The sequence below is a fragment of the Sinorhizobium chiapasense genome, assembly GCF_045277575.1.
Classification (GTDB): Bacteria; Pseudomonadota; Alphaproteobacteria; order Rhizobiales; family Rhizobiaceae; genus Ensifer; species Ensifer chiapasense_A.
This window is the reverse complement of record NZ_CP144205.1, coordinates 2566002-2588411: the sequence shown is the minus strand read 5'-3', so window position 1 is coordinate 2588411 and position 22410 is coordinate 2566002. Positions and strand designations below refer to the sequence as shown.

Sequence of the window (22410 nt, the reverse complement as noted above, 5' to 3'; positions counted from 1 at the left end):
AATGCGTCTTCTTGTTGTTGGAACCGGCGGCATGGCGAACAGCCATGCCCAGGCCTTTGCCAAGATCGAAGGCGTCGAGATGGTCGGCGCCGTCGATGTCGATCCGTCGCGCGCCCGTGCCTTTGCCGAGAAGCACGGGATCGCCGAGGCCTTTACTTCGCTCGACGAGGCGATTGCCTGGGGCAAGTTCGATGCGGCGACGAACGTGACGCCGGACAAGGCGCATCACCCGACGACGCTGGCATTGCTGGCGGCCGGCAAGCACGTGCTCTGCGAGAAACCGCTCGCCGAGAACTACGCCAAGGCAGCGGAGATGGCGGAGGCGGCCGAGCGTTCCGGCCTGGTGACGATGGTCAACCTCACCTATCGCAATGTCGCGCCGCTGCAGAAGGCGCGGGCGATGGTGCTCGCCGGCGAGGTCGGGCAGTTGCGCCATCTCGAGGCCTCCTATCTGCAAAGTTGGCTCGTCTCCAAGGCCTGGGGTGACTGGGCGACGGAATCGCAGTGGCTGTGGCGGCTCTCGACCAAGCACGGCTCGAACGGCGTGCTCGGCGATGTCGGCATCCATATCCTCGACTTTGCCGGCTACGGCGCCGGGACGGATGCCGCTCGGATCTTCGCTCGCCTCAAGACCTTCGACAAGGCGCCCGGCAACCGCATCGGTGAATATGACCTCGACGCCAATGACAGCTTCGTCATGACGGCGGAATTCGGCAACGGCGCCATGGGCGTCATTCATGCCAGCCGCTGGGCGACGGGACATCTGAACGAGCTGCGGCTCCGGCTGCACGGCGATAAGGGCGCGCTTGAAGTGGTGCACACGCCCGATGGCTCGACGCTGCGCGCCTGCCTCGGCGCCGATGTCGAAACCGCCACCTGGCGCGACGTCGATGCAGGTACGGTTCCGACCAACTACCAACGGTTCGTGGCTGCGGTTCGCGAGGGCAAGACCGAAGATCCGGGCTTCCGTCACGCGGCGAACCTGCAGAAGGTGCTCGACCTGGCGATGGAGACGGAAGCCGGACGGCGCGAACTCGCCGTTTGATGCACGGGTCGTGAGGGCGGCGTAACCGTTGCCACCCTCCGCCTTGTTCAGGGGCTGATTTCAGCTCCCGAAAGCCCATTCGGCGATCCGTGTTTCACAGCACGGATCGCCGAATGCGGTACTGGACCCCGCGTCTTCTAAGGCACGCTAGGGCCGTTGTAACACCCTGAACTGCTGCATAATTTCGCCCTCGATCGATTGAGGATTTATGCAACAGGGTCCGCGCGTCAGGGTGTTACCGTTGCGCCGACGGTGTTTTCCACCGACTGGCCAAGACGTCGTACTTGCTCGTTGTAGTTCTTGCGGGTGTTGGGGTCGAAAATCATGATCGGCGTCGAGACCGCGAGGCTCGCCGCGTTGCCGACGGTCTGCGTGGCGCCGAGCGTGACGGCGCCCAGGCGCTCGCCGAGCCCGACATCGGAATCGGTTACGGTCTGGCCCGCGATCAGGCGGTTGCCAAGCAGGCGCACGACTTCCGGACTTTCGGCGAACTTGCCATGGTTCAGCTTGTCGCCGCCCTTCAGCGCCGTCAGGTCGATGACGCTGATGCCGGCTCTTTCCAGTTGCGTACGGTAAGGCTCGGCGGTCGGATCGATCTGTCCAAGGCGGTCGACATTGCCGGAAATGCGCCTGGACAAGGTCAGCGCCCGGTCGTCGCGCGACACGAACAGCGTGAACTTCGGCCGCTTGTCGCCCATGGCGCGGATCTGCTGGCCGAAGACGTCGACGTCGAGATCCGGCGACGCCAGGATGACGTCGGTGATCTTGGGTGCGATGCATTTGTCGCGAATCGCCATCTGGCGCAGGGCCTCGACCGTCAGCCACGAGCCCATGGAGTGGGCCATGACAGTGATTTCGCTGACCTGGGGGTTGCTCGAGGCGCGCCGAAGCAGTTCCTCCAGCGCATCCCGCGAATAGTTAGTGCTTTCCTTGTCGTAATTGTAGTCGAAGATGCTGGCGCGCGAGGGCCAGGTGAAGATGACCGGGGCGACGTCCGTGCCGGAATCATGCACGATCTGGGCAAACCGGTAGACGGCATCCTCGTAGCGGTTGTTGAACCCGTGCACGAAGATCAGCACGCGGCGGCTCTTCGGCAGATTACCCTTCAGCCAGCTTTGGACGTCGTTGCCCTGATGCAGCGGCGTGACGCTGACCGTGGAGAAGTCGCGCTCCGGATTGGCCGGGAGCTTCTTCGGCCATTGCACCTGGCCGACTTCGCGGTTCTTTTCCGGCGGGATGGAAACGACGATTTCCGTCAGGGAAAGCTGGTCCGACCGTTCGCCGCTGAAAAGCACGCCCGGTTCCGCCGTGGGGGCGCGTGTTGTCGCGACCATCAGGTCGACTTCGGAGGCGCCACCCGTCGTGCCCGAAGGAACGAGCACGCCCACCGGACGGCCGGCACAGGCAGCGAGGGTTACGGCGAGGAGGAGCGTGGCGGCGACGCGGCTCCAATGCCCTTCCGAACCTGCCAGTGAAAACGGACGCAGCAACCCAACCCCCAGTACCGCATCATGCGGTGCGACATCCCGGCCATCGGGACCAAGCTATTTCCTTGCATTAGAAACGGCAGATTTTCATCCCTTGATCGGCTTTGCGCACCTGTTGCCGCTGTGTTTGACGGCGAGATTGCGGCAATCATGCAACATTTCGCTACAGGCAGGCCTGGGTAAAACCCCCTGATATTCATTGAAAAGGCTTTGGCCTTTCAATAGCATCGCCACGACTTTCTCCCGGACACGGCCGTAAGCGGCCTGTTCGATCTCCCTGAAATGATGAAGGAATTCAGGAATGCAGGCGGTTTTCGATGGCCATAACGACGTGCTTCTGCGCCTGTGGCAGAACGCCCGGAAGGGTTCCGACCCGGTCCGTGAATTCGTCGACGGTATCGGCGAGGGCCATATCGATGCGCCGCGCGCCAAGGCCGGCGGCCTCATCGGCGGTCTCTCTGCGATCTACGTGCCCTCAGGCGATCTGATCCTGCAGCCGCCGGATGAAAACGGCCACTATGAAACGCCGCTTTCGGCGCCCCTCGAACACTTGCCGTCGCTGGCCGTCGCCATGGAGCTCGCGGACATCGCCGTTCGGCTCGACCGGGCAGGGGCGTGGAAACTCTGTCGCTCGACCGGCGAGATCCGCCGTGCGGTCGAGGCCGGCGTCTTCGCTTCCGTCCTGCATATGGAAGGCTGCGAAGCGATCGGCGCCGATCTATCGGCACTTGAAACCTTCCATGCTGCCGGACTGCGCTCGCTCGGGCCGGTCTGGAGCCGCCACAACGTCTTCGGCCATGGCGTGCCGTTCTCCTACCCGAAGTCGCCGGACACGGCGCCGGGCTTGACCGAGGCGGGTTTTGAACTGGTGCGCGCCTGCAATCGCCTCGGCATCCTCATCGATCTCGCGCACATCACCGAGCAGGGGTTCTGGGATGTCGCGAAAACCACGGATCAGCCGCTGGTCGCCAGCCATTCGAACGCGCATGCGCTGACGCCGGTTGCGCGCAACCTCACGGACAGGCAGCTCGACGCCGTCAGGGAAAGCAAGGGCCTCGTCGGGCTCAACTATGCGACGACGATGCTGCGTGCCGATGGCCAGGAGAGTGCGGCGACACCGCTTTCCGACATGGTTCGCCATGTCGACTACATGGTCGAGCGCATGGGCATCGAATGCGTGGCGCTCGGATCGGATTTCGATGGCGCGACGATCCCCGAGGGGATAGCCGACGCAGCCGGTAACCAGGCGCTCGTTGCCGCGTTGAGGGGTGCCGGATATGGTGACGCCGAACTGGCAAAGATATGCCGGGAGAACTGGTGGAGAGTTCTGGGACAGGCTTGGCACGAGGCCGCCTGAACCATGAAGAAGGGGCCCAAAAGGGCGCAAACGAGGGAACTGCAAAAATGATGCACAAGCTCAATGGACGTCTTCGTCTTCTGACCGCTTCGGCGGCGCTGGCCATGGTCATGGCCGCGACCGCGCCGGCCTTCGCCGAAACGCCGAAGGACACGCTGGTCGAAGCCTTTGCGATCGACGACGTCATTTCGATGGATCCGGGCGAAGCCTTCGAGCTGACCGCCGCCGAAATCACCGGCAACACCTACAGCATGCTGGTGCGCCTCGACATCAACGACACCTCCAAGGTCGTCGGCGATCTCGCCGATAGCTGGACCGTGTCCGACGATGGCCTGACCTACACCTTCAAACTCAAGTCCGGCCTGAAGTTTGCCTCCGGCAATCCGGTGACCGCTGAGGACGTCGCATGGTCGTTCGAGCGCGCCGTGAAGCTCGACAAGAGCCCGGCCTTCATCCTTACCCAGTTCGGCCTTACCGGCGACAACGTGACGGAAAAGGCGAAGGCTACGGACGAACAGACCTTCGTCTTCACAGTCGATCAGCCCTATGCGCCGAGCTTCGTCTTGAACTGCCTGACGGCGACCGTCGCCGCCGTGCTCGACAAGAAGCTCGTTCTCGAACACGCCAAGGCTGTAACCCCAAGCGACGACTTCAAGTACGACAACGACTTCGGTAACGAATGGCTGAAGACGGGCTATGCCGGCTCCGGTCCGTTCAAGCTGCGCGAATGGCGCGCCAACGAGGTCATCGTTCTCGAACGCAACGACAACTACTATGGCGAACAGGCAAAGCTCGCCCGCGTCATCTATCGCCACATGAAGGAAAGCTCGGGCCAGCGCCTGGCGCTCGAAGCCGGCGATATCGACGTTGCCCGCAACCTCGAGCCCGGCGATCTCGATGCCGTCTCGAAGAACGCAGATCTGGCCGCCACCAACGCGCCCAAGGGCACGGTCTACTACATCAGCCTCAACCAGAAGAATGCGAACCTTGCCAAGCCCGAGGTGCGCGAGGCCTTCAAATATCTGGTCGACTATGATGCGCTCGGCTCGACGATCATCAAGGGTATCGGCGAAATCCACCAGAGCTTCCTGCCGAAGGGCGTGCTCGGTGCTCTCGACGAGAACCCCTACAAGTTCGATGTCGCCAAGGCGAAGGAACTGCTCGCCAAGGCCGGCCTTGCCGACGGCTTCACCGTCACCATGGACGTTCGCAACGGCCAGCCGGTCACCGGCATTGCCGAATCCTTCCAGCAGACGCTCGGCCAGGCCGGCGTGAAGCTCGAAATCATCCCCGGCGACGGCAAGCAGACGCTGACGAAGTACCGTGCCCGTAACCACGACATGTATATCGGGCAGTGGGGCATGGACTATTTCGATCCGAACTCCAATGCGGAAACCTTCACCAGCAACCCCGACAACTCGGACGAAGGCAAGAACAAGACGCTTGCCTGGCGCAATGCCTGGGACGTTCCGGAGCTGACGAAGAAGACCAAGGAAGCTCTGCTTGAGCGCGACGGCGCCAAGCGCGCCGAGACCTACAAGGAACTGCAGAAGACGGTGCTCAACGAAAGCCCGTTCGTCATCATCTTCCAGCAGACCGAAGTCGCCGGCTACCGCGGCAACGTCAAGGGCCTGAAGCTCGGTCCGAGCTTCGACACCAACTTCGTCGCCGGCATCACAAAAGAATAAGCCGTCTCGAAGGAATAAACCGAAAGGATCGTTCCCTTGAGCATGAGCGGAACAGGGACAGTGGACGGGCGCAAACGCGCCCGTCCCGGCAAGATCGTTGCAGCCGTGCTGCGCTTTCTTGTCGTTGTCGTCACGACATATCTCGGCCTTCTGGCCGTCACCTTCTTCATCGGCCGGGTAATCCCGATCGACCCGGTTCTCGCCGTTCTCGGCGACCGGGCGCCGACGCATGTCATCGAAAGGACGCGCGAGGCGATGGGCCTGAACCTGCCCCTCTACCAACAATTCTTCATTTATGTTCGCCAGGCGCTGACCGGCGACTTCGGCGTTTCCGTGCTGACGACCAATCCGGTCATGACCGACATTCGTCGTGTGTTTCCCGCGACGATGGAGCTTGCGACGCTCGGCACGCTCATCGGCGCGCTGATCGGCGTGCCGCTCGGCGTGCTTGCCGCCGTGAAGCGCGGCAGCATCGCCGACCAGATCGTGCGCGTCATCGGCCTCGTCGGATATTCCGTGCCGATCTTCTGGCTGGCGCTCCTGTCGCTCCTCCTCTTCTATGCGCGGCTGAAGTGGGTCGCCTATCCGGGCCGCATCGACATCGTGTTCGAATACACGTTCACGCCTATCACCGGTTTTTATCTCCTGGATTCGCTCTGGCAGCGGCAATGGGACGTCTTCTGGGACGTCTTCCGCCACATCATCCTGCCGGCCGCGCTGCTCGGCTATTTCTCGCTCGCCTATATCAGCCGCATGACGCGCAGCTTCATGCTCAACGAATTGCAGCAGGAATACATCGTCGCGGCGCGCGCCAAGGGATTGTCCGAGACGCGGATCATCTGGGGGCATGCGCTTCGAAATGCGGCGGTGCCGCTCGTGACCGTGATTGCGCTCTCCTATGCCGGCCTGCTCGAAGGCTCGGTGCTGACCGAAACCGTCTTCGCCTGGCCGGGTCTCGGCCTTTACATCACCAACTCGCTGCAGAATGCCGACATGAACGCCGTCCTCGGTGGCACCATCGTCATCGGCTCGGTCTTCATCGGTATCAATCTACTGTCCGATCTTCTCTACCGGACACTCGACCCGAGGACGCGTCAGCGATGAGCACCATTACCGAAACACGTCCGATGACACGCCGCGAGTGGCTTTTGTCCGATCGCCCGCAGTCGCGCACCCAGGCCCGTCTCGGTCGCGCCTACATGACCTGGCAGCGCTTTGCCGCCAACCGGCTCGCCGTTCTCGGCCTCGTCATCCTGTTGGCGCTGGTCTTCGTTGCGGCCTTCGCCGATTTCCTGGCGCCGCATTCGCCCTATCTCGGCGATCTCGCCAATGCCCGGCTGCTGCCGCCCGGAAGTCCCGGCTACCTGCTCGGCACCGACGATCTCGGCCGCGACATCCTATCGCGGCTGATCCACGGGTCGCGGCTGACGCTCGCCGTCGTGTTGCTTGTTGCAATCATCGCGGCACCCATCGGCCTGATCGTCGGCGCCGTCGCCGGCTATGCGGGCGGTTGGGTCGATGCGGTGCTGATGCGTATCACCGACATCTTCCTGGCCTTCCCCAAGCTGGTCCTGGCGCTTGCTTTCGTCGCGGCACTCGGCCCGGGCATCGAGAATGCCGTCATCGCGATCGCCATCACCTCCTGGCCGCCCTATGCGCGTATCGCCCGCGCCGAGACACTGACGGTGCGCAACTCCGACTATATCGCGGCGGTGCAACTGATGGGCGCGTCGCCGATCCGTATCATCTTCCGCCATGTGATGCCGATGTGCATGTCGTCGCTGATCGTGCGCGTCACGCTCGACATGGCCGGCATCATCCTGACCGCGGCCGGCCTCGGCTTCCTCGGCCTCGGCGCACAGCCGCCGCTGCCGGAATGGGGCGCGATGATTGCTTCGGGTCGGCGCTTCATCCTCGACCAATGGTGGGTGGCGACCATGCCCGGCATCGCCATCCTCATCGTCAGCCTCGGCTTCAACCTGCTTGGCGACGGCCTGCGCGATGCACTCGATCCCCGGGAGAGCGGCCAATGAGTGCGCTGCTGACGGTTGAAGACCTAAAGGTTTCGTTCCCGACCCGCACCGGCCTCGTCGAGGCGGTGCGCGGCGTATCCTTCACGCTCGGCCGCGAACGCCTTGGCATCGTCGGCGAAAGCGGTTCCGGCAAGTCGCAAACGGGCCGCGCCATCATGGGGCTGACGCCTGGTCATGCGCAGGTGACCGCCAAGCAGTTGTCCTTTGACGGGATCGATCTGCTCTCCGCATCGCCGAAGGTCCGCCGGGATCTCAGGGGCAAGCGCATCGCCATGATCCTGCAGGACCCGAAGTATTCGCTGAACCCGGTCATGAGCATCGGCCGGCAGATCGTCGAGACGCTCAGGCAGCATGAAAACGTCAGCCGGGCGGAAGCCCGGGAGCGGGCGCTCGACATGCTGGCGGCCGTGCAGATCCGCGATCCGAAGCGCGTCTACGATCTCTATCCGCACGAGGTTTCGGGCGGCATGGGCCAGCGTGCGATGATCGCCATGATGCTGGTCGCCGGGCCGGAGCTCCTGATTGCCGACGAACCGACATCGGCGCTCGACGTGACGGTGCAGCTCGAAGTGCTTGGCATCCTCGACAAGCTCGTTGCCGAGCGCGGCATGGGCCTGATCTTCGTATCGCACGACCTGCGTCTGGTGTCGTCCTTCTGCGACCGGGTGATCGTGATGTATGCCGGCAGGATCGTCGAGGAACTGGCGGCATCCGAACTCGCCAACGCCAAGCACCCCTATACCCAAGGTTTGCTGAACTGCATGCCGGCGATCGGGTCCGATCGCCATCCCCTGCCGGTTCTCGACCGCAAGCCGGAGTGGGCTCAATGACATCAGCCGTATCCGTTTCGAACCTTTCCGTCACATATGACGACTTCAAGGCCTTGAACGACGTCAGCGTCGAGATCGCGCCGGGCGAGTCCTTCGGGCTCGTCGGCGAATCCGGGTCGGGCAAGTCGACCTTGCTCCGAGCGATCGCCGGTCTGGCGCCGGTCACGGCCGGCACCATCCGGGTTCATGACCGCGTGCTGCAGGGGGCCAAGCGCGACAAGGCGTTTTATCGCGCCGTGCAGATGGTCTTCCAGGACCCCTACGGTTCGCTGCACCCGCGCCAGACGATCGACCGGCAATTGCTGGAACCCCTGGCGATCCACGGCGTGGTCGACGGCGAACGCCGCATCCTGAAGGCGCTTGACGAAGTCGGTCTCGGATCCGGGTTCCGGTTCCGCTATCCGCACCAGCTCTCGGGCGGTCAGCGCCAGCGGGTCGCGATCGCCCGCGCGCTGATCCTCGAGCCCTCGGTCCTGCTGCTCGACGAGCCGACCTCGGCCCTCGACGCCTCGGTTCAGGCCGAGGTCCTGAACCTGTTGGAACAGGTCAGGCGCGTTCACAAGCTCACCTTCATCATGGTCAGCCACGACCTCGGCGTCGTCACCCATATGTGTGACCGGCTGGCGGTCATGCAGGGTGGGCGTGTCGTGGAGCGCCTGTCCTCGGCGGATCTCGTCGCCGGACGGATCGGCGAGGGCTACACGCGCAGCCTGATGGTCGCGAGCAAGGGCTTCCAGCGCAAGGACGCTGCAGCGACTGCGTGACGAGACCGCTACAAGCGGGCAGCCGTCCCGCTTGTATGCTTTTTGTCGCACGGAACGGCGCCTAAGTCCGGTCCATTTAAGCGCTTTGCCGCCAGACCGAGGTCGAGTCGGTGATCACCTTTTGGATGCGGCGCTGCTCACGCCATTCTCGTCCCATGTCCTTGATGACCGGGCGCGCCTCCGGCGAGAAGATATAGTTGCGGGACCGGGCGACGTAGGCTTCCATTGCCGGGTTCACGCCCGAATAGAACTGCTTCTCCGGATCGCGGGAGAGATCCATCAGGCCGGCGCAGTGCCGCGCAAACCCACCACGCAGGATGGACGGAGACGTCGTGAATTTCGGGAAGGTGCGGAAGAGCGGGACCTTGATTCCGAGCAGACGTGCATACTCGTTTCGCCGATGGAAATGGCCCTTGCGTCGGATATCCCAGTTCTGGTCCGCGGTGTGGAACGACACCTGGGTAATCGCCGGATCGGCGAAGGGCGCCAGCAGTTCCTCGCCCATGTCCCTCAAGGCAATCCAATCATCTTCGAGATGGAAGACATAGTCGGCGCTGGTCGCCGACCAGAGTCTCGCGACGGCCGCGCAGAAGCCGGGGCTTTCCGGCTGGAAGACGACCCCGTCGGGGAAGTGGCTGCGGAAGATCTCGACACAGGCACCGTGATCGGCCGTCGATCCGAAGATCGGGTCAAGATTGAGATAGGCTTCGCCTAGATCAAGGTTGCTGAAAATTCTCTCCCGGAAACTGGCAAGCGTCTGAGCAAGCAGGTCCGGGCGCCGAGTGGCGACAAGGCATAGGTCAAAGGTAGACATGGCACCTTCCTAGGCGCTTTGTTTACAACCGTCAATACCCACGCTGCCGCTGAATTTGACGCTGATTTCGGCTATTTTGGGGCAAGAGCGTTTCAGTGCGAAAGTTTTTTGATTTTCGTTACTTAGCGAAAGTGCCGGGCGGAAAGGACATCGACATCCTTGGCGCCCGGCGCCGGGAAATCAGAAGATTTTCAGCTCCGGTATTGCAACGACAAATTGCCCGCCCCAGGCGCGGATTGCGGCATTGTCGGCGACGATTTCGTCCGTGAGATTCCATGGCAGGATCACGAGATAATCGGGCTTGGCAACTTGCAGATGGGCCGGTGCGTGCACCGGAATGTGGGTGCCCGGCAACAGCTTGCCCTGCTTCAAGTCGTTGCGGTCGACTGCGAAGGCAATGTCGCCCGGCTTCACGCCGCAGACATTGAGGAAGGTGTTTCCCTTGGCCGCGGCGCCATAGGCGGCCACCGTCTTGCCTTCGGCCTTGGCGCGCACCAGGAATTCCTGAAACCCTTTGCAGACGGCGGCGATCCGGTCGTCGAAGGCCGCATAGGTTGCCATCCGCATCAGGCCGGCAGCGGCTTCCTTCTCGCGGACGACCGCAAGCCTTTCGGTCGCTTCACGCTTACCCGAGGCAAGCTGGGCAAACACGCGCAGCGAGCCGCCGTGGGTGGTGAGTTCCTCGACGTCGAACACCTTCAGGCCGCAGCTTTCGAAGATGCGTTCGACGGCGGCCAGCGACAGGTAGGAATAGTGTTCGTGGTAGATCGTATCGAACTGTACGCCTTCCATGAGGCGCAGCAGATGCGGGAACTCGAACGTCGCCACGCCGTCACATTTCAGCAGGATGGCAAAGCCGCCGACGAAATCCGCGATATCGGGCACATGCGCCAGCACGTTGTTGGCCGCCGTCAAATCGGCGCGGATGCCGCGGTTGACGAGGGCAGTCGCGGTTTCCCGGCCGAAGAAGGCGACCTCGGTCGGAACCTTGCGATCCTCGGCGATCCGCGCCGCATTGGCGGCGGGCTCGACGCCGAGCACCGGCACACCCTTGGCGACGAAGTATTGCAGCAGATAGCCGTCGTTCGAGGCGATCTCGACGACCTGCGACGTGCTGTTAAGTCCGAAGCGTTCGGTCATGGTGTCGGCGTAGCGGCGAGCGTGCTCCAGCCAGCTGGTCGAAAACGAGGAGAGATAGGCGTAACCGTCCGTAAAGATCTCGTCGGCCGGCACGGTCTCCGTCGTCTGCACCAGCAGGCACTCGGAGCAGACCATCGCCTTCAGCGGAAACGAGCGTTCGCGTGCAATTGCTGCTTCGGTCGGCTCCAGAAATGAATTGGACCAGGGCGTCGATCCCAGGTCGGCGACGACGGTCGCGAGCGGCGTCGAGCAGAAACGGCAGTTGTGGGACATCGAAGTCGTTAGCCTCTCATGAATGCGTCGATTTGGCCGAGCGTCAGGTCGCGGGCGGAGCCGCCGCGACGCCAGCCGTCATACCAGTGCGCGGTCCAGGCGATCGCCTGCTCCTGCGAGAGCCTGGCGGTCCAGGACAAGGTTTTCAGCGCAAGCGCGGGGTCGAGGCCGAGCGTTTGCATCTCGCGAGGCTGATCCTCCAACGAGCTGTCGCGCCATTGCGTCGGCAGGCCCATGGCGGCCTGGATCGCGCCGGCGACATCGCGCACGGGAATCTGCCGCTCTGCAGGGGAGGGGCCGAAATTCAGCGCCGCTGTATCGGTTTGGCCCTCGTGCAGCGCCTCGGCATAGACGAAATAGCCGTTGAGGCAATCGAGAACATGCTGCCAGGGCCGCGTCGCCATCGGACTGCGGATATCGAGCATCTCACCCGACAGCGCGGCACGGACGATGTCGGGGACAAGTCGGTCGACCGAGAAGTCTCCACCGCCCAGCACGTTGCCGCCGCGGGCGGTCGCCACCCGGATGCCGCGCTCGCGCAGGAACGAATCGCGCCAGGTGGAAACGACCAGCTCGCAAGCGGCCTTCGAGCCGGAATAGGGGTCATGGCCGCCAAGCACGGCCTCTTCCGGAAAATGCCGGCCGCTTTCGTCGTTGCGGTAGACCTTGTCGGTGGTCACGACGACGATCGTCTTGAGAGCGGGCGCCGCGCGTGCGGCCTCCAGCAGACGCACGGTTCCCATGACGTTGACGTCGAAGGTTTCGGCCGGCGTCCGGTAGCTTTCGCGCACCAGCGGCTGGGCCGCCATATGCAGGACGATTTCCGGATCGAACTGTCGCACGGCCGTCGCGAGCGTATCGCCGTCGCGGATATCGCTCAGATGTTCGCCTGCGGTTTCGCCGGGCCCGAGCAGGGCGTGCAGGGAAGGCTCAGCGGCAGGCGGCAAGGCGTAGCCGGCAACGCGGGCACCCATTCGCGCCAGCCAGAGCCGCGCCCAGCTTCCCTTGAAGCCGGTGTGCCCTGTCAGAAGCACGCGCCTGCCGGCCCAGAAGGCGGGATCGGCCAGCCGGCTCATGACCAGACTTTCCAGGGCGCCGAGCCGTTTTGCCAGAGTTCTTCGAGCTGGTTCTTGTCGCGCAACGTATCCATCGGACGCCAGAAGCCGTCATGCGGGAAGGCCATCAACTGACCATCGCGGGCCAAGCCTTCGAGAGGAGCACCTTCAAACGCAATGTGATCGCCCTCGATGCGATCGAGCACGGCCCGGTTGAGGACGAAGAAGCCGCCATTGATGCGGTTGTTGTCGCCGGCGGGCTTCTCGATGAAACTTTGAACGCGTCCGTCGCTGACGGCGAGCGCGCCGTAACGGCCCGGCGGAACCACGCTGGTCACGGTCGCCTCGCGGCCGTGACTGCGATGGAAATCGGTTAGCGCCTTGATGTCGATGTCGGCAACGCCATCGCCATAGGTGAGGCAGAAAGTATCCCCCAGATGCTCGGCGACACGCTTCAGGCGGCCGCCGGTCATGGAGTCCGTGCCGGTGTCGACGAGTGTGACGCGCCACGGCTCGGCCTTATTGGAATGAAAGAGCGTCTCGCCGGTCGCCATGTCATAGGTGACGTCGGAAGAATGCAGGATGTAGTTGGAGAAGTATTCCTTGATCATATAGCCGCGGTAGCCGAGGCAGATCACGAAATCCGAGAAGCCGTAGTGGCTGTAGATCTTCATGATATGCCACAGGATCGGCCGCCCGCCGATTTCGATCATCGGCTTGGGCCTCAGATGGCTCTCTTCCGAGATGCGCGTGCCGTAACCACCGGCAAGTATGACGACTTTCATGTGTATTGCCCTGAGTACTAGCGATTTTTCGCGACGCAAAGCTTGCCAACGCCGCAGTTCCTCTCGTTGACAATTGTGTCTGCAACGGTAGACCTAGGCGCGAAAAAAGCGGCAAATATGCGTGGCTCATTAGTAGCATTTCAGGACTGAAAGCAACCCACCGATGATCGCTTATCTGTACTGACCGGGGTAATGCGTATCGATATGAAGACATTCCGCAACGAAATAGTAGATACAGGGCGTCTTGCGCCATTTTTCACCATAATTATCCCAACGCGCAATAGGCCGGAATATGTGTGCGACGCGGTGTCAAGTATTCTGGAACAGAGCTTTTCCGATTTCGAACTGATCATTTCGGACAACTCGTCTGATGAGGTTGCGGAGCGAAACAAATACGTCCTTTCGGACGCATTGCAGGATTCCCGTGTTCGGTATGTTCGCCCGGAGAAAGAACTTGCCATGGTTGCCCATTGGGAATGGGCAGTGTCCCACGCGAGAGGACATTATGTGGGAATCGTGACGGATCGTATGGCGCTTCGCCTTTATGCCCTCAATGAGGTGCACCGAATCGCGCGGTCGGAAGGTCCGGATGCGGTTTGCTATAATTCTGCGGTAGTTCGAGAAGGGCCTGGCTACAGAAAAATCAAAGTAATAGCCAGCGCGCTCACCGCCAAGCGGATTCGGTCGGGCGACATGATACGGAGTTTTTCACGCGGAGAGTTGAAGAAGGGCAATCCCAGGTTCCTTAATTCCTTCGTAAAGTCTGCGACGATCGAGGGGATCAGAAAAAAGTATGGGAGTGTCTTCTCCGGTTTGGCGCCGGACTATGCCTTTCTGTTCAGATTTCTGGATACCTCGGACGAGTATGTCTACATCCCGGAAACGCTCTTGCTTTCGCAGGGAGAGGACAGGAGCAACGGTCGCGCGTTCAAGACGGGCATGCACAACCAGGATAGCAGGGACTTCTTGCGAAAGATTGAGCAGGAGCAAAGCGAATGGCTGCGCTACGGGCCAATAAAGAATGATGTCTTCCTGCTGTCGAACGTCGTGTTGCGGGAATACGATATTGTTAAAGAGATCAATAAAAACACAACACTGCCTGCGATCGATCTACACGCCTTTTTCCGGAATTCGGTCGAAGCGGCGATAGCAACGGCGGAAGCTGGTTCGCTGAGCTGGGATGCGGTCAAAGCGCTGGCGGGTCTAGCGGAGGAGCGTGGGTTCGGGCCACTGCCCGACGTGTTGCTCCAGCAACAGGCCGCGCATCGTGCTTCGCGGCCGCTGTCTACCGTCCGTGAGGTGCTTGCTAAGCTCACTCTGCCTCTTCGTCTGAAGGTTGAAACGGCGCTATTTATTTGCGGACTGTCGCCGAAGGTGAGCAGTTCGAGGTTGATGGACGCCCTGCGGATTGATGGGCTTCAATATCAGCGCAGGACGCCTCGCGATAACGGTCGCCCACGGCGAAAAATCGAAAGTGCACCCCGGTCGGGATAAGACGCCTCTCAGCTTTCGGGCATAAACATCGCAAAGCCACGGTCACGCGCCGACATTTGCGTCATGTCGAGCGGCCACGCGATGCCAAGCATCGGGTCGAACGCGTTGAGGCCGCCCTCCGCCTTTGGTGCATAGGGCTTGTCACGCAGATAGATCAGTTCGCACTTCTTGGTCAGCATTGATACGGCAGGCTAACGGAAACGCTGGCGTTCAATGCACGATTTGACTGCCTAAATCAATTCCCCGACGCCGTTGGATTGACTTGAGTGGCTTGCGCCGCAGGCACAGCACATTGCGTTTTGGGCTTGGCGGGTCTAGTCACCAACAGCCTAGAACGAAAAACATGGTGCAGTCGGCCGATGACGATGGAGCAGGCAGAGGTAGTGGTGGTTTTTCCCGTGTATAACGGTGCGAAGACCCTCTTGAAGAGTTTGGAATGTATTGCGAACCAGGAGTTCGCGACATTTCAAGCAATCATCCTGGAAAACTGTTCAACGGACGATACGCTGTCTATCGCACGGGCCTTTTGCGAGAAGGACAACCGCTTCTCGATCGTGCAGAATCCCGTTCATCTCAGCGCCCAAGACAATTTCACCAAAGCGTTTCAATTGGGTGCGGCCAGGGGACGGTTCTTTTGTCTGCGAGCTTGCGACGATTTCTCATCGTCAGATTTCCTTGGCGCACTCCTGGGCGCATTGCAGCAGGACGACGGCAAACTGCTTGCCGCCTGTTCCACCAAAGTCATCGGCAGAGGCGAGCCGAAGATGAAACATCCAGTTTCATCAGCCATTAATTTTGGAAAGCGTTATGAGCAAGGGAAGGTGCCAAGAAACTTAACCTTTCCCGCTGAGTGGATTTATGGTGTCTTTCGTTCCAGTGCGAGCGACGTCATCGTGACGCGGTGGAGAGAGTTGAACAACCCTTGGTGCTCCGCCTCTTATGCCTTGGCCGAATTTATTGTTCGCGATCTTGTCGTATACGTCCCTGGGCCGACCTATGACTTCGTCGAAGGCTCGGGATCCGAGCAGAGATATGGGGCGAAGACGTTTCGCGATCGGCTGCAGCAGCGGTTGGGATATACGCTTGGATGTTACAAGCTTGTTCACATCCTTCCGAAAGTTGGTCTGCTCACTAGGTTGAAATTTTTTCGCATGTGCTGGAACGACGCGCGCAGGAAAACCCGCTACAAGCTCTTTTGGATAGTCTAAAGTGCCTCGCGATCTTTCAGATTCGCTCCTCGGTATTAGTCTTTGATATTTCGCATGTCCTTATTGCAAAACATGCTTTACGTGAGTTCTACTAAGGGAGCCGCCACAGATATTGTGGCCGCGCGGCGATCCGAAACTTTGCTGGTAACCCGTTGACCGCGAGTTATCTCTAACGGAGCTGCTAGAGCAGAGGAAAGGTTCGATCCCGTTCCGACATTTGGGTGACCATAAGCGGCCAAGCGATGCTGAGGCGAGGATCAAGAGGATTGAGACCGCCCTCCGCCTTGGGTGCATAGGGCTTGTCATGCAGATAGATTAGTTCGCACTTCTCGGTCAGAGTTTGGAAGCCGTGTGCGAAGCCGCCGGAGATCATTAGGGAACGAGCATTTTCGGCACTGAGAATTTCGCCATACCACTGAAGATAGGTCGGAGAATTCGGCCGGATATCGACAGCGACGTCGAACACGGCGCCCACTAGGCATGAAACCAGTTTCGTTTCATCGTATGGTTGGCGCTGGAAATGTAATCCCCGTATCGCGCCTTTAGATTGTGTCATTGTGTGGTTGATCTGGGCGATTGTGCCGTTTTCTCCAAACTCTGAAAGTTCCTCACGGCAAAAGAAACGCGAGAAGAAACCGCGTTCGTCACCTATCTGCTGGCGTTCTATGACTGTAAGCCCGGCGAGCGGGGTGGAGATGCGATTGAACCGCGACATATGTCCGAGCGTCCGTTGCTTGATGTCGCGACTAGTGCACCATGTCGCGCGGCGCGCGCAAGAAAGAAGTTCATTGTTGCATTCCGCTTTCGCCCGCCTCCGGTGATGCGGCAGCTATTCGGGCTTGGTACCAACCAGCCGAAGGCGTGAGGCCGTTGCACGTCGATTGGAGAGGGGGTGGCACCGAAAGCTCGGAACAAGCTACCTTCCATAGGAGTGCTTCCAGGGCCCATAGAAACCGTTTGCGAGACAGCGAGCGCGCGGCTTAGAACGCGCAAGACGTCAGATTTAGGTGGGAAGGAGTGAGAAGTATTGGCAAAAAAGATTCTTGTGACTGGCGTCACCGGTTTCGTTGGTCGCCATGTCCTGCACCAATTGACGCAACGCGGTATGAGTGTCGTCGCCATAGTGCGAGAAGGGAAAGAGGCACCGGTTAGCGGGCTGCCGGGGCTCGATGGTATTGTATCGACCAAATCCCTGTTCGCAGAGCCGGACGAATGGTGGCTCGATGTCCTGCGGGATATCGACACGGTTATCCATCTCGCCTGGTATGTCGAGGCAGGAAAGTACCTTGTGGCTCCGGAAAATCTAGATTGCCTCAGCGGAACGCTTAGGCTTGCGAAGTGCGCGGCTAAAAGCGGCGTTCGTCGGTTCGTCGGCATTGGCACCTGCTTCGAGTATGATCTCGGCGTGGGTCGTCTCTCTACCGATACGCCCTTGAAGCCAACGACGCCGTACGCTGGCGCTAAGGCTGCGGCATTCATGGCGCTGTCGCAGTGGCTGCCGCAGAATCAGGTCGAGTTCGCTTGGTGCCGGCTCTTCTATCTGTACGGGGAGGGAGAGGATGAGCGACGCTTTGTTCCTTATCTGCGAAACTCGCTCGCCGCTGGGCGTCGGGCGGATCTGACGCAGGGACAGCAGGTTCGCGACTTTCTTGAGGTGCATGAGGCGGCGAAGATGATTGTCGACACCGCAACAGGCGAAGTCCTGGGGGCGGTCAATATTTGCTCTGGTGTGCCGGTCACCATCCGAGAATTTGCGACAAGAATTGCCGATGAATATGGTAGGAGGGATCTCCTGAATTTTGGTGGGAGGCCCGAAAACCTAGTCGATCCCCCATATGTGGTGGGAGTCAGATGAAGCAGATGGCTAAGGAAGCAGGCATGACATCGTCAGATACGGTGCGGTTGTTGTATGAGCAGCAGGGGTTGCCGATTTTTCAGAATAGAATGTATGACACTGCGGAAGAGGCAATTGCCTCGCCGCGCGGAGATATGCGGCTCGTCGAGGATCTCGCATCCGGGCTCGTTCGCAATGACGCCTTTCGGCCGGAGTTGATGATCTACGATGTCAACTATCAAAATGAGCAAGGCGTCAGCCCTCTGTTTCGTAAGCACCTTGATGATGTTGCGACAATTATTCGCGAGACGATGGGCGATAGTGAGCTCGTAGAAGTCGGTTGCGGCAAGGGGCTCTTCCTGGAACTGCTTCTCGAGCGAGGCGTCGATATCACCGGCTTCGACCCAGCCTATGAAGGGAACAATCCGCGTGTTCGCCGCGAGTACTTCCAGCCTGGAAGCGGCATCGAGGCGAAAGGGCTCATCCTCCGGCATGTCCTAGAACATATTCCGAGCCCGGTTTCGTTTCTCGAACAGTTGAAGCAGGCCAATGGCGGGGGAGGAAAGATCTACATCGAAGTGCCTTGCTTCGATTGGATCTGCCGTAATCGCGCGTGGTTCGACATATTCTACGAACACGTCAATTACTTCAGGCTGTCCGACTTTCATCGGATGTTCGGGGAGGTCGTGTCCAGCGGGCGGATCTTCGGTGGGCAGTATCTTTTCGTGGTCGCGGAACTCGGTTCGTTGCGAGAGCCGACGCTGGACAAAAATGACCGGGCTCAACTGCCTGCGGATTTCACACGCAAACTTGAGGCAATCGGCGAATCCGAAGCTGAACCGGCGGTCATTTGGGGCGGCGCTTCCAAGGGCGTGATCTTTTCGCTACTTCGGACAAGGGCGGGCCTGCCAGTTAAGGCGGTCATCGACATCAATCCGGCAAAGCAAGGAAAATACCTACCCCTCACCGGGCTCAAAGTCCTTTCACCGAGTGAGGCGCTCCCGGCTCTGCCGAAAGGATCCAACATCTACGTGATGAACCGCAACTATATCGATGAAATAAGAAACATGTCAGATAACGCATTTGCTTATATAGAGGTCGACCATGACTGAATTCCTAGACGAGATGGCGGGCCGGATCTCTGCAATTGCTGAGAACCGCGAGTTCCGCGAGAGCGCGGCAGATTTCCTTCGCCAATCCATCAGCCCCAAATACTCCTACAACTTCCACTGGATGGGCAGACCGATCATCCAGTATCCGCAAGACATGGTGGCCATGCAGGAGATTATTTGGGCAACGCGGCCCGATCTGGTGATCGAGACCGGAATTGCACATGGTGGTTCGCTCATCCTCAGTGCGTCCATGCTTGCGCTCCTCGACATGCAGGATGCAATTGAGGCGGGGACGTCGTTCGATCCTCGCCTGTCTGCCAGGAAGGTCCTGGGCGTCGACATCGATATCCGCGCGCACAATCGGCTGGCAATCGAGGCGCATCCGATGGCTTCCAGGATCGAGATGATCCAGGGCTCGAGCATTGCGCGAGAGGTCGTCGACCAGGTTCACGCCTTTGCCAAGCCTTATTCGCGTATTCTCATTTGCCTCGACAGCAACCACACGCACGAGCATGTCCTGGCCGAACTGGAGGCCTACGCTCCGTTAACGAGTGTTGGTAGCTATTGTGTTGTTTTCGATACCGTTGTTGAGGACTTGCCATCCGAAGCCTATCCAGACCGGCCATGGGGCAAGGGTGACAATCCGAAGACGGCCGTCTGGAAGTATCTGGAGTCGCATCCAGAATTTGAAATCGACCGTTCCATCGACCAAAAGTTGATGATTACGGTTGCGCCAGATGGTTTCCTGAAGCGGCGGACTTAGGTCGAGCTCCAGTGGATGACATTTTGCCCGGCATGGGCTGGATCAGCACCCACGTCTGAGGCGTGGGTGTTTTCAATTCGGCGCCTGGCGATCGTGGCGTGCATCGGCCGCACGCTGACCGTCGTTGACTTCATGGTGGATGGGTGGACAATGATCTTTCCGCGCCACCACGAGAGAGAAGGGGTGTCGACGATGACGATCGCCAGAAAACTTCAGGACTATATCGATGGTGCGGGTGTCGCCTATGACACCGTCGCCCATCACCGGACAGCCACCACCAGCCAGACGGCGAGAGCGGCACATGTACCCGGCAGCAGGCTTGCCAAATCCGTGGTCGTCCACCACGAGATGGGCTACGTGCTCGCCGTTGTGCCGAGCACGCACCGGGTTGAACTCTCCACCTTGCAGGACGTGATGGACAGGCGCCTCGGTCTCGCTTCGGAAGAGGAGGTCTGCAACCTCTTCGCCGATTGTGATATCGGCGCGGTGCCGCCCATCGGTTCAGCCTATGACGTGCCGGTGTTGCTCGACGAAAGTCTGGGCGACGTAAACGACGTCTACTTCGAGGGCGGCGACCACAAGACGCTGGTGCACATGAGCGGGTCGAACTTCCGCAACCTGATGAAGGGTGCGCAGATCGCCCGCTTCAGCCACCCGGCGTAACGGCCGCTCAGTGACGAATTTGCCAAGCCGGCGGTTCGCCGGGGCGATGCTTGCGCGCGCCGTTCGCTTGGCCTGAGGTGATAGCAGGCTGGTGGGAGGTCGGGCGTTGGTGCTCGAATGCAGCCTCGGGCCTGTCACAGCGGCGGCAGGGGCAACTCGGACCGCGCCGGCCATCGAGCCTGTGATTGGCGACCGTTGCCTTGGACGCACGAGGCCGCGACGGCTACCTGCACCTAGATGTCATCACCCGATGTCGTGAAATTCGACAATAACCGGCGTGCCGTTGTTACGAACACCGAGTAGGGCCAATCGACCCCGGTGCATTTGCAAGCGTCACGTGCCGATGTTGCTCACCAGGCGTCCGCTCCGGTGACAAATCCCATGTTCTAGACCTGCGGAACTTGCAAAATCGTCCGATGGTCTGCGGCTATCGGCAAAACAATCCTTGCGAGATAGTCACTGAAAGAATCGGTATCCGATAAATTTCCGTTGTGACAAATGAAAAATCTGATTTACTGCACCTCGCTGCTTGGCTTTTCGGGGGATATTGCCGATGGAGTGCACCCGCAGGGATATTATGCTTGGTGGTTTGGCGCTGCTCGGCGCCGGCACGGTACAGAAACCGGCCTTTGCCGCAGCGACGTCCTATTTTTCCGACCCGGCAGTCGACAATGGCGTGACCTACCGAAGCACGAATTTCGCCAAGATCGACAGGAAATGGCAGCGTCAGGTCGTCAAGTATTTCAGCAGCGAGCCGATCGGCACGGTCGTCGTCGATACCAGGCACCATTTTCTCTACCTGATCATGGAGAACAAGACGGCCATCCGCTATGGCGTCGGCGTCGGGCGCGAGGGCTTCAAATGGTATGGCCGCGCCACGATCGACCGCAAATCGCTCTGGCCGCGCTGGACGCCGCCGCCGGAGATGCGGGAGCGCCACCCGGAACTGCCGGAATTCGTCGAGGGAGGCTCGCCGAAGAACCCGCTTGGCCCGCGCGCCATGTATCTGCTTCGCGACGGTGTTGATACCGGCTATCGCTTCCACGGCACGCTGGAGCCGGGCAGCATCGGCAAGGATGCTTCCAGCGGCTGCATCCGCATGTTCAACGAAGATGCGATCGATCTTTATCAGCGCTGCCCGATTGGCACCGCCGTGCAGGTCCTGCCGCATATCGCCGACAAGGCGCCCGAGGTCAGCCAAGCAACCCCGGTCGCAACTCCGGTCGAATGAGGAATATCACCCTGATGCCCGCTATGCCCGGATATACGAGGCTGCTTTCTGTTGCGGCCATTTTGCTGACGCTGACCGCCTGCAGCACCACCGAGATCGCCGCGGTCGAAGAGCCTGCCGTGGCGCCGATGACCGGACAAACCGACGATCCGGCGCCCGGTTTCGAAACGGTTGCCGCTGGCAGCGAAGAGGACTTCATCCTCAATGTCGGCCGCCGGACCTACTTCACCCAGGACTCGGTCACGCTCGATTCCGTCGCCAAGGCAACATTGGACAAGCAGGCCATCTGGCTCAACAGCAATCCGCGCTGGCTCGTCAAGCTGCAGGGCTTTTCCGACGATTCCGGTTCCGCGTCGAAGATGGCGACACTGTCGCAGCAACGCGCCGATGCGGTCATGGCCTATCTCAGCTCGAAAGGCGTGGACCCGAACCGCATGTGGGCCAAGGGCTACGGCAACGATCGCGAGGTCCGCGACTGCACGGAGCGCTCCTGCAAGGTGCAGAACCGCCGCGTCGTCTCCAATCTACGCACCGAGCGCGACGCGATCTGATCGCGCGTCGCCCACACGTCCTTCGGAGAGCCAAAGCGGACGTCAGCTTTTGCGCTCCTCACAAGGATGACGACATGTCATGGCGAGGCTGCATAGGTCCGTGACATGGGGAAGGGGTGGGTGGACCGTTCCTTACTGAACGGCAGTCGCCTGCGACTGGAAGATGGGACGCGGCTGTTCAGGCGCATCCTGCGGGCGGCAACAATGCCCCGAACCGGGGGCTGATCTTCCAGAACATCGAGGTTGCGAGTTTCGTGCGCCATATTCGCTGGTGACGGCGATC

21 protein-coding genes and 1 pseudogene are annotated in these 22410 nt (G+C 60.5%); 15 read left to right on the top strand and 7 right to left on the bottom strand.

What is annotated here, in order from left to right; genetic code table 11:
• Position 1: 1 nt before the first annotated feature.
• Positions 2 to 1045 carry a Gfo/Idh/MocA family protein gene (locus tag QM996_RS12530; protein ID WP_500267762.1) on the top strand — a complete coding sequence of 348 codons (1044 nt, stop codon included), beginning with the start codon at positions 2 to 4 and terminating at the stop codon, positions 1043 to 1045.
• A gap of 227 nt (positions 1046 to 1272) precedes the next feature.
• On the opposite strand, the gene QM996_RS12525 is transcribed toward QM996_RS12530, so the two are convergent.
• Positions 1273 to 2535 (bottom strand): alpha/beta hydrolase, encoded by a 1263-nt coding sequence (locus QM996_RS12525; RefSeq protein ID WP_500267761.1) that lies wholly within the window; start codon positions 2533 to 2535, stop codon positions 1273 to 1275.
• Between the two features lie 298 nt (positions 2536 to 2833).
• On the opposite strand from QM996_RS12525, the gene QM996_RS12520 reads away from it, so the two are divergent.
• Genes QM996_RS12520 through QM996_RS12495 form a run of 6 tightly spaced genes read left to right on the top strand, consistent with a single transcriptional unit; the run spans position 2834 to position 9204 of the window.
• Positions 2834 to 3889 carry a dipeptidase gene (locus QM996_RS12520; protein ID WP_500267760.1) on the top strand — a complete coding sequence of 352 codons (1056 nt, stop codon included), beginning with the start codon at positions 2834 to 2836 and terminating at the stop codon, positions 3887 to 3889.
• A gap of 47 nt (positions 3890 to 3936) precedes the next feature.
• Positions 3937 to 5577, top strand: a complete 1641-nt coding sequence (locus QM996_RS12515) for an ABC transporter substrate-binding protein (RefSeq protein ID WP_500267759.1) — start codon at positions 3937 to 3939, stop codon at positions 5575 to 5577.
• A gap of 42 nt (positions 5578 to 5619) precedes the next feature.
• Positions 5620 to 6681 carry an ABC transporter permease gene (locus QM996_RS12510; protein ID WP_500267758.1) on the top strand — a complete coding sequence of 354 codons (1062 nt, stop codon included), beginning with the start codon at positions 5620 to 5622 and terminating at the stop codon, positions 6679 to 6681.
• On the top strand, positions 6678 to 7610 hold the full coding sequence (gene nikC / locus QM996_RS12505; protein ID WP_500267757.1) for an ABC transporter permease: 933 nt from the start codon (positions 6678 to 6680) through the stop codon (positions 7608 to 7610). Before QM996_RS12510 ends, nikC begins: the two co-directional genes overlap by 4 nt.
• Positions 7607 to 8440, top strand: coding sequence for an ABC transporter ATP-binding protein (locus tag QM996_RS12500; protein WP_500267756.1), 834 nt, complete (start codon positions 7607 to 7609; stop codon positions 8438 to 8440). Before nikC ends, QM996_RS12500 begins: the two co-directional genes overlap by 4 nt.
• Entirely contained in the window at positions 8437 to 9204 is a 768-nt protein-coding gene (locus tag QM996_RS12495; RefSeq protein ID WP_500267755.1) for an ABC transporter ATP-binding protein, read from the top strand. Before QM996_RS12500 ends, QM996_RS12495 begins: the two co-directional genes overlap by 4 nt.
• A 76-nt stretch (positions 9205 to 9280) precedes the next feature.
• Here QM996_RS12495 and QM996_RS12490 read toward each other — a convergent pair whose 3' ends face one another.
• The 4 genes from QM996_RS12490 to rfbF form a co-directional block, all read right to left on the bottom strand.
• Complete coding sequence (locus QM996_RS12490) at positions 9281 to 10018, bottom strand: glycosyltransferase family 2 protein (protein WP_500267754.1); 738 nt, start codon at positions 10016 to 10018, stop codon at positions 9281 to 9283.
• A 180-nt stretch (positions 10019 to 10198) separates the two neighbouring features.
• Positions 10199 to 11431 (bottom strand): class I SAM-dependent methyltransferase, encoded by a 1233-nt coding sequence (locus QM996_RS12485; protein ID WP_500267753.1) that lies wholly within the window; start codon positions 11429 to 11431, stop codon positions 10199 to 10201.
• An 8-nt stretch (positions 11432 to 11439) separates the two neighbouring features.
• Positions 11440 to 12507 carry a CDP-glucose 4,6-dehydratase gene (gene rfbG, locus QM996_RS12480; protein ID WP_500267752.1) on the bottom strand — a complete coding sequence of 356 codons (1068 nt, stop codon included), beginning with the start codon at positions 12505 to 12507 and terminating at the stop codon, positions 11440 to 11442.
• Positions 12504 to 13271 carry a glucose-1-phosphate cytidylyltransferase gene (rfbF, locus tag QM996_RS12475; RefSeq protein WP_500267751.1) on the bottom strand — a complete coding sequence of 256 codons (768 nt, stop codon included), beginning with the start codon at positions 13269 to 13271 and terminating at the stop codon, positions 12504 to 12506. Before rfbF ends, rfbG begins: the two co-directional genes overlap by 4 nt.
• A gap of 192 nt (positions 13272 to 13463) precedes the next feature.
• On the opposite strand from rfbF, the gene QM996_RS12470 reads away from it, so the two are divergent.
• Entirely contained in the window at positions 13464 to 14765 is a 1302-nt protein-coding gene (locus QM996_RS12470; protein ID WP_500267750.1) for a glycosyltransferase family 2 protein, read from the top strand.
• 8 nt (positions 14766 to 14773) lie between these two features.
• On the opposite strand, the pseudogene QM996_RS12465 reads toward QM996_RS12470, so the two are convergent.
• Positions 14774 to 14941: pseudogene (locus QM996_RS12465) on the bottom strand (dTDP-4-dehydrorhamnose 3,5-epimerase family protein); the annotation flags it as partial.
• A 189-nt stretch (positions 14942 to 15130) separates the two neighbouring features.
• On the opposite strand from QM996_RS12465, the gene QM996_RS12460 reads away from it, so the two are divergent.
• Positions 15131 to 15973, top strand: coding sequence for a glycosyltransferase family 2 protein (locus QM996_RS12460; RefSeq protein WP_500270304.1), 843 nt, complete (start codon positions 15131 to 15133; stop codon positions 15971 to 15973).
• Between the two features lie 181 nt (positions 15974 to 16154).
• Here the strand turns inward: QM996_RS12460 and rfbC are convergent, their stop codons facing one another.
• The gene (gene rfbC, locus QM996_RS12455) at positions 16155 to 16688 is read right to left on the bottom strand and encodes a dTDP-4-dehydrorhamnose 3,5-epimerase family protein (RefSeq protein WP_500267749.1); all 534 of its coding nucleotides are present in this window, start codon (positions 16686 to 16688) and stop codon (positions 16155 to 16157) included.
• Between the two features lie 312 nt (positions 16689 to 17000).
• On the opposite strand from rfbC, the gene QM996_RS12450 reads away from it, so the two are divergent.
• The 6 genes from QM996_RS12450 (at position 17001) to QM996_RS12425 (ending at position 22127) form a co-directional block, all read left to right on the top strand.
• Positions 17001 to 17828 (top strand): NAD-dependent epimerase/dehydratase family protein, encoded by an 828-nt coding sequence (locus tag QM996_RS12450; RefSeq protein WP_500267748.1) that lies wholly within the window; start codon positions 17001 to 17003, stop codon positions 17826 to 17828.
• Entirely contained in the window at positions 17825 to 18919 is a 1095-nt protein-coding gene (locus tag QM996_RS12445; protein WP_500267747.1) for a class I SAM-dependent methyltransferase, read from the top strand. The genes QM996_RS12450 and QM996_RS12445 overlap by 4 nt, the downstream gene beginning before the upstream one ends.
• Positions 18912 to 19682 (top strand): cephalosporin hydroxylase family protein, encoded by a 771-nt coding sequence (locus QM996_RS12440; RefSeq protein ID WP_500267746.1) that lies wholly within the window; start codon positions 18912 to 18914, stop codon positions 19680 to 19682. Before QM996_RS12445 ends, QM996_RS12440 begins: the two co-directional genes overlap by 8 nt.
• Before the next feature lie 192 nt (positions 19683 to 19874).
• Positions 19875 to 20345, top strand: a complete 471-nt coding sequence (locus QM996_RS12435) for an aminoacyl-tRNA deacylase (RefSeq protein WP_429816656.1) — start codon at positions 19875 to 19877, stop codon at positions 20343 to 20345.
• A 553-nt stretch (positions 20346 to 20898) separates the two neighbouring features.
• Positions 20899 to 21576: a L,D-transpeptidase gene (locus tag QM996_RS12430; protein WP_500267745.1), complete on the top strand. Its 678-nt coding sequence runs from the start codon at positions 20899 to 20901 to the stop codon at positions 21574 to 21576.
• Positions 21573 to 22127: an OmpA family protein gene (locus tag QM996_RS12425; protein WP_500267744.1), complete on the top strand. Its 555-nt coding sequence runs from the start codon at positions 21573 to 21575 to the stop codon at positions 22125 to 22127. Before QM996_RS12430 ends, QM996_RS12425 begins: the two co-directional genes overlap by 4 nt.
• Positions 22128 to 22410: the final 283 nt, after the last annotated feature.

Bases quoted from the DNA above. Each gene is read 5' to 3' on its own strand.
- QM996_RS12530 (WP_500267762.1), top strand. From the start codon at position 2: ATGCGTCTTCTTGTTGTTGGAACCGGCGGCATGGCGAACAGCCATGCC.
- QM996_RS12520 (WP_500267760.1), top strand. From the start codon at position 2,834: ATGCAGGCGGTTTTCGATGGCCATAACGACGTGCTTCTGCGCCTGTGG.
- QM996_RS12515 (WP_500267759.1), top strand. From the start codon at position 3,937: ATGATGCACAAGCTCAATGGACGTCTTCGTCTTCTGACCGCTTCGGCG.
- QM996_RS12510 (WP_500267758.1), top strand. From the start codon at position 5,620: ATGAGCGGAACAGGGACAGTGGACGGGCGCAAACGCGCCCGTCCCGGC.
- nikC (WP_500267757.1), top strand. From the start codon at position 6,678: ATGAGCACCATTACCGAAACACGTCCGATGACACGCCGCGAGTGGCTT.
- QM996_RS12500 (WP_500267756.1), top strand. From the start codon at position 7,607: ATGAGTGCGCTGCTGACGGTTGAAGACCTAAAGGTTTCGTTCCCGACC.
- QM996_RS12495 (WP_500267755.1), top strand. From the start codon at position 8,437: ATGACATCAGCCGTATCCGTTTCGAACCTTTCCGTCACATATGACGAC.
- QM996_RS12490 (WP_500267754.1), bottom strand. From the start codon at position 10,018: ATGTCTACCTTTGACCTATGCCTTGTCGCCACTCGGCGCCCGGACCTG.
- QM996_RS12485 (WP_500267753.1), bottom strand. From the start codon at position 11,431: ATGTCCCACAACTGCCGTTTCTGCTCGACGCCGCTCGCGACCGTCGTC.
- rfbG (WP_500267752.1), bottom strand. From the start codon at position 12,507: ATGAGCCGGCTGGCCGATCCCGCCTTCTGGGCCGGCAGGCGCGTGCTT.
- rfbF (WP_500267751.1), bottom strand. From the start codon at position 13,271: ATGAAAGTCGTCATACTTGCCGGTGGTTACGGCACGCGCATCTCGGAA.
- QM996_RS12470 (WP_500267750.1), top strand. From the start codon at position 13,464: ATGCGTATCGATATGAAGACATTCCGCAACGAAATAGTAGATACAGGG.
- QM996_RS12460 (WP_500270304.1), top strand. From the start codon at position 15,131: ATGGAGCAGGCAGAGGTAGTGGTGGTTTTTCCCGTGTATAACGGTGCG.
- rfbC (WP_500267749.1), bottom strand. From the start codon at position 16,688: ATGTCGCGGTTCAATCGCATCTCCACCCCGCTCGCCGGGCTTACAGTC.
- QM996_RS12445 (WP_500267747.1), top strand. From the start codon at position 17,825: ATGAAGCAGATGGCTAAGGAAGCAGGCATGACATCGTCAGATACGGTG.
- QM996_RS12440 (WP_500267746.1), top strand. From the start codon at position 18,912: ATGACTGAATTCCTAGACGAGATGGCGGGCCGGATCTCTGCAATTGCT.
- QM996_RS12435 (WP_429816656.1), top strand. From the start codon at position 19,875: ATGACGATCGCCAGAAAACTTCAGGACTATATCGATGGTGCGGGTGTC.
- QM996_RS12430 (WP_500267745.1), top strand. From the start codon at position 20,899: ATGGAGTGCACCCGCAGGGATATTATGCTTGGTGGTTTGGCGCTGCTC.
- QM996_RS12425 (WP_500267744.1), top strand. From the start codon at position 21,573: ATGAGGAATATCACCCTGATGCCCGCTATGCCCGGATATACGAGGCTG.